Genomic DNA, 4,676 nt, shown 5'->3' with positions numbered 1-4,676 from the left:
ATGTCGGCCTCGTGCCCCTCGCGCGTGGCGCGCTGGCGCAGGTGGTCGAGCGCGCGGTTGAGCGCGGTGCGCATCAGCCAGGCCCCGGGCTTGTCGGGGATGCCGTCCTTCGGCCAGTGCTCCAGGGCCGCCACCAGCGCGTCCTGTGCGATGTCCTCGGCCACGCCGAGGTCGCGCACGCGGCGCATGACGGCCGCCACCACCTGGGCCGACTCCAGTCGCCAGGTGGCGGCGATGCGCTGGTGGATGGCACTGTGCATCGGTCGCCGCGCCTCAGGCCTGCTGCGCCTGCTGGGCGAACGCAGCCTCGTCCATGTAGAACACCTCCCACTGGTGGCCGTCCGGGTCGGCGAAACCGTGCTGGTACATGAAGCCGTGGTCCTTGGCCGGGTTGGGCGTGCTGCCGCCGGCGGCCAGGGCCTTGGCGACGAAGGACTCGACCTCGGCGCGGTTCTCGCACGACAGCGCGTTGAGCACGGCCGTGGCCTTGGCCGGCTCGGCCACCGGCAGGTGGGTGAAGGTCTGGAAGTAGGGGCGCACGAGCAGCATCACGTAGACGTGTTCGCTGATGACGATGCAGGCGCCCTGGTCGTTGCTGAACTGCGGGTTGAGCGTGAAGCCCAGGCCGGTGTAGAAGGCGCGGGCGCGCGGCAGGTCGGCGACGGGCAGGTTGACGAAGATCTGGCGGGACATGGGAGGCTCCTGGGTCGGGGGTGGATGGTGGGGGCGGCGGGATCAGGCTTGCAACATCTGGCGGAAAGCCTCCACGCTGGGACCGTCGGCCTGGATTTCGTCGAGCTCGATGAGCTGGCGCACCTCGACCACGGCGGGCTTGCCTTCGCCCACCGGGTTGGGGAAGCGGCGCGACCACTCGATGGCCTCGTCGCGGCTGCGCACCTGGATCAGGGTGTAGCCGGCGATGAGCTCCTTGGCCTCGGCGAAGGGGCCGTCGACGACGCGCGGCGCGCCGGGGCCGTGCTGCACCCGCCAGCCCTTGCGACTGGGGTGCAGGCCCGAGGCGTCGAGCAGCACACCCGCCCGGGCCAGCTCCTCGTGGAAGCGCAGCATGGCGTCGAACACGGCGGGGTCGGGGCTGGGTGTGGTCTCGGCCTCGAACTCGGGGATGGAGCGCACGATGATCATGAATCGCATGGGACTCTCCTGGACGGCGCGGGCAACCGTTTCGCCCGCTTCATCCCCACGACGGTTCATCGCCCCGGGTTTCGACGGGGTGACTCTAGGTAAAAACCCTAGGCTCGACTCTCGTCGAAGCAGGGCGCCAGGCCGCGCACCTCGACCGTGGCCCACTCGGCCGCCGGGCACTGGCGGGCCAGCTCGATGGCCTCCTCGCGCGTCACGCCGTCGAGCAGGAAGAAGCCGCCCACCATTTCCTTGGCTTCGGCAAAGGGTCCGTCGAGCCGGCGCGCCGCACCGGGCGCCTGGCTCACGCGCACCGCGTCGCCCAGGCCGGCGAGCGACTCCACCGCCCTGAGCTTGCCCTGCGCGCGCAGCGCGTCGCCGAAGGCCTGCATGCGGGCATAGACCTCACGGCCCTGCGCCTCGGTGCGCTCGGCGCGCTGGCCGGCGGGTTCGATGATGAGCAGCATGTAAGACACCTGCGTGTTCTCCCGGTAGGCAAAGCGCGCATCCTAGACGCACAATGCGCCGCCATGAACACCCCACCGTTCGATGCGTTCCGTGACCAGGCCCTGGCCGAGGGCTTCGATGAGGTGTTGGAGCGCCGCTGGGCGCCGAACACGGTGCTGGGCACCCACACCCACCCGTTCTCGGTGAAGGCCTTCGTCGCCGAGGGCGAGATGTGGCTCTCCTGCGGCGAAGACACGCAGCACCTGCGGGCGGGTGCGCCCTTCTCCCTGGGCCACGAGGTGCCGCACGCCGAACGCTACGGCGAGGCCGGCGCGGTGATCTGGGTGGCGCGGCGCCGCGCGGGCTAGGCGGCGCGGCGCAGCCAGGCGTACCAGCCCATCACGGGCCGGCCCTGCTCTTCCCGTATCGGCCCGGCCTCGATGGCCTGCACCGCGAAACCGTGAGCGGCGGCCAGGCGCTCGATCTGTTCGCGCGAATGCGCGTAGCGCAGGCTGGGGCGCAGCTGCAGGTCGCGCCCGGGATCGGCTCGCTCAACGCTGAAGGCAAAGCGGCCACCACTGGCCAGGCGGGCGGCGACGGCGGCGAAGACCGCGTCGAGCGGCCCCACGTAGATGAACACGTCGGCGGCGACGATGAGATCGGCCGGGACGTTGCTGGCGCGCAGGAAGCCGAGCAGGTCGCCGTGCACCACCCCGCGGTACGCGCCGCTGGCGCGGGCGCGTTCCACCATGGCGTGCGAGGCGTCCACGCCCTCGACGGCGTCGGCGATCGGCGCGATCAAGCGGCCGCACAGGCCGGTGCCGCAACCCAGGTCCAGCACCAGGCCGATCCGCCGACCCTCGGCCAGCAGCGGCTTGAGCAGGGTATCGGGCGCGGCGTACCGCAGCTGCGCGAGCAGGTGGTCCTGAAAGTCGTCCGCGTACTGGTCGAACAGCGCGCCCGCGTACACCGGCGGCGGGGGCGGCGGATCGCGCAGGTCCTGCACCGAAGCGAGGTAGTGGCGGTGCAGCGCGGGCTCGGCACCGTGCTGCAGGGCCTGTTCGTAGGAGCGCGCGGCCTCCTTGAGCTGACCGCTCTCGCGCAGCAAGTGGCCGCGCTGGCTCCAAACCTCGGGCTCGCGCGGGTCGATCTCCAGCGCGTCGTCGAGCGCCTGCAGAGCCTCGCGCCAGCGCTCCTGGCGCAGCTCGCAATGCGACAGCGCGAGGTACAGACTCGGCAGGAGGGCACCCAGCGCGATGGCCTGGCGCAGCGCGTGCGCCGCACCAGCCCACTGGTTCAGCGCTTCGCGGCTGAGGCCCAGGGCCGCCCAGGCGTCGCGGTGCGTCGGGTCGGCGAGCAGCGCGGCGTCCAGGCGCTCGATGGCGGCGTCCCATTGGCCCAGCCGGCACAGCGTGACGCCCAGGTTGGCCAGCACCGACGGCCGGCCCGGCACGAGCGCCTGCGCCGCCTCGTAGTCGGCGCGCGCGGCGTCCAGGCGGCCGGCTTCGAAGTGCGCGTTGCCGGCAAAAAAATGCGCCTTGGCGCGTTCGGTGGTGTCGTCTGACATGTCGGCGGGCAAGGAAGCGACGAAGACGCGCATCCTACCCAGGCGCGAGGGGCGCATGGCGCTTTCGCCACCGCCTTGCGTGCCAAACAATCGCGCACCAGGCAACAAGCCCACGTCCATCGGCATTGCGGCGCCTCAGCGGCAGCGGCCCCTCTGGGCCTAGACGCCGAGGTAGCGCTGAAGAAGATCGGGCTGTGCCTTGAGCTCGGCGGCGGGCGCTTCGTGCACGATGTGGCCGTTGCCGATGATGTACACGCGGTTAGCCAATGCCAGCGTGGCGGCCAGGTTCTGCTCGACCAGCACAATGGTCTGCCCAGCCCGCGCCAGTTCGTGGCAGATGCGCACCAGGTCCTCCACGATGACCGGCGCGAGCCCCTCGAACGGCTCGTCGAGCAACACGATCTTCGGATTTCGCACCAGCGCGCGCGCGATCGCCAGCATCTGCTGCTCGCCCCCCGAGAGGTCGGTGCCCCGGCTGGCGCGTCGCTCCTTGAGCCGTGGAAACATGTCGTAGATGCGCTCCAGCGGCCATCGGCTGTCGGCGGTCAGCCCGGCAAGGACGATGTTCTCCTCGACATTGAGGCTGCCGAAGATGCGGCGGTCTTCGTGAACCAGCTGCACGCCGCCCCGCGCAATGTCGTGCGCGGGCCGGCCGACCAGCTCCGCGCCGTCGAGTCTGACGCTCCCGGATGTCGGCCGAACCACGCCCATGAGGCTCTTGAGCGTGGTGGACTTGCCCGCGCCGTTGCGGCCCAGCAGCGCCACCACCTCGTGCTTTTTCACCTGGAGCGCGACATCGAACAGGATGTGGCTATCGCCGTAGTGGCTGTTCAGCCCAGTGACTTCGAGCAAGTTCATGAGGTGCCCTCCGCCCTCGGGATGGCGGCGCAAGCCCTCTGCGGATCTGCGGATCGGTGTCTCATGCGTTCAATGCCTCTTCCTGGGCATGCAGCCCGCCAAGGTAGGCCTCCTGGACCTTCACGTTGGTCTTGATCTCATCGGCCGTGCCTTCCACCAGCACGCGACCTTCCTGCAGCACAGTGACTTTCTGCACCAGCTCGAACAGCGAATCCATGTCGTGGTCGATAACGATCATCGTGCGACCCAACGCGATCGACTTGAGCAGCGCCACGGTCTCGACGCGCTCCTGCGGACTCATGCCGGCGAGCGGCTCGTCCAACAGCAGCAGGCTGGGGGACGTGGCCAGTGCCAGCCCGATCTCAAGCCGCCGCTTCTCGCCATAGGCGAGCTCTGACACGGGCGTGTCGAGCCGGTCGCTCAGATGAACCAGCGCCGCGGTGTCGTGCACCAGCGCGTCCAGGCCCGGCACCTTCCACAGGCTGCGGAACAGGTCCAGCGTGAATTTGCCGCGAACCTCGCCGAGCGCGGCGATGCTGAGGTTCTGCTGCACGGTCAGCCGCTCGAAGAGCTGGTTGATCTGGTAGCTCTTGGTGAGCCCGAGCTGGCAGGCATCGGTAACGCCCAGGCTGGTGATGTCTCGCCCATCGAACACGATCTTGCC

At 70.0% G+C, this 4,676-nt stretch carries 8 protein-coding genes; 1 reads left to right on the top strand and 7 read right to left on the bottom strand.

Annotation, left to right across the window (positions count from 1 at the left end):
* From BGO22_RS06970 to BGO22_RS06955, 4 genes are all read right to left on the bottom strand, one after another.
* A partial coding sequence (locus BGO22_RS06970; RefSeq protein ID WP_286849746.1) for a sigma factor occupies window positions 1-260 on the bottom strand: 260 nt, incomplete at its 3' end.
* Between the two features lie 13 nt (window positions 261-273).
* Entirely contained in the window at window positions 274-693 is a 420-nt protein-coding gene (locus BGO22_RS06965; RefSeq protein WP_070397170.1) for a VOC family protein, read from the bottom strand.
* Window positions 694-735: 42 nt separating this feature from the next.
* Window positions 736-1,152: a YciI family protein gene (locus BGO22_RS06960; protein WP_070397169.1), complete on the bottom strand. Its 417-nt coding sequence runs from the start codon at window positions 1,150-1,152 to the stop codon at window positions 736-738.
* Between the two features lie 98 nt (window positions 1,153-1,250).
* Entirely contained in the window at window positions 1,251-1,616 is a 366-nt protein-coding gene (locus BGO22_RS06955) for a YciI family protein (RefSeq protein WP_070397168.1), read from the bottom strand.
* 54 nt (window positions 1,617-1,670) lie between these two features.
* Between BGO22_RS06955 and BGO22_RS06950 the strand changes: the two genes are divergently transcribed.
* Window positions 1,671-1,955: a cupin domain-containing protein gene (locus BGO22_RS06950; RefSeq protein WP_070397167.1), complete on the top strand. Its 285-nt coding sequence runs from the start codon at window positions 1,671-1,673 to the stop codon at window positions 1,953-1,955.
* Here BGO22_RS06950 and BGO22_RS06945 read toward each other — a convergent pair.
* From BGO22_RS06945 to BGO22_RS06935, 3 genes are all read right to left on the bottom strand, one after another.
* On the bottom strand, window positions 1,952-3,154 hold the full coding sequence (locus tag BGO22_RS06945) for a tetratricopeptide repeat protein (RefSeq protein ID WP_175442771.1): 1,203 nt from the start codon (window positions 3,152-3,154) through the stop codon (window positions 1,952-1,954). The two genes, BGO22_RS06950 and BGO22_RS06945, sit on opposite strands and share 4 nt — an antisense overlap.
* Window positions 3,155-3,313: 159 nt before the next feature.
* The gene (locus tag BGO22_RS06940) at window positions 3,314-4,012 is read right to left on the bottom strand and encodes an ABC transporter ATP-binding protein (RefSeq protein WP_070397165.1); all 699 of its coding nucleotides are present in this window, start codon (window positions 4,010-4,012) and stop codon (window positions 3,314-3,316) included.
* Window positions 4,013-4,073: 61 nt separating this feature from the next.
* On the bottom strand, window positions 4,074-4,676 hold a 603-nt coding region (locus BGO22_RS06935; RefSeq protein WP_286849744.1), incomplete at its 5' end, for an ABC transporter ATP-binding protein.

It is taken from the genome of Hydrogenophaga sp. 70-12, assembly GCF_001897365.1.
Taxonomy (GTDB): domain Bacteria; phylum Pseudomonadota; class Gammaproteobacteria; order Burkholderiales; family Burkholderiaceae_C; genus Hydrogenophaga; species Hydrogenophaga borbori.
The sequence above is the reverse complement of the archived record's forward strand: the minus strand, read 5'-3'. Positions and strand labels throughout refer to the sequence as shown.

What these genes read in the sequence shown, in the direction of transcription:
- BGO22_RS06965 (WP_070397170.1), bottom strand. Translation starts at nt 693, where the DNA reads ATGTCCCGCCAGATCTTCGTCAACCTGCCCGTCGCCGACCTGCCGCGC.
- BGO22_RS06960 (WP_070397169.1), bottom strand. Translation starts at nt 1,152, where the DNA reads ATGCGATTCATGATCATCGTGCGCTCCATCCCCGAGTTCGAGGCCGAG.
- BGO22_RS06950 (WP_070397167.1), top strand. Translation starts at nt 1,671, where the DNA reads ATGAACACCCCACCGTTCGATGCGTTCCGTGACCAGGCCCTGGCCGAG.
- BGO22_RS06945 (WP_175442771.1), bottom strand. Translation starts at nt 3,154, where the DNA reads ATGTCAGACGACACCACCGAACGCGCCAAGGCGCATTTTTTTGCCGGC.
- BGO22_RS06940 (WP_070397165.1), bottom strand. Translation starts at nt 4,012, where the DNA reads ATGAACTTGCTCGAAGTCACTGGGCTGAACAGCCACTACGGCGATAGC.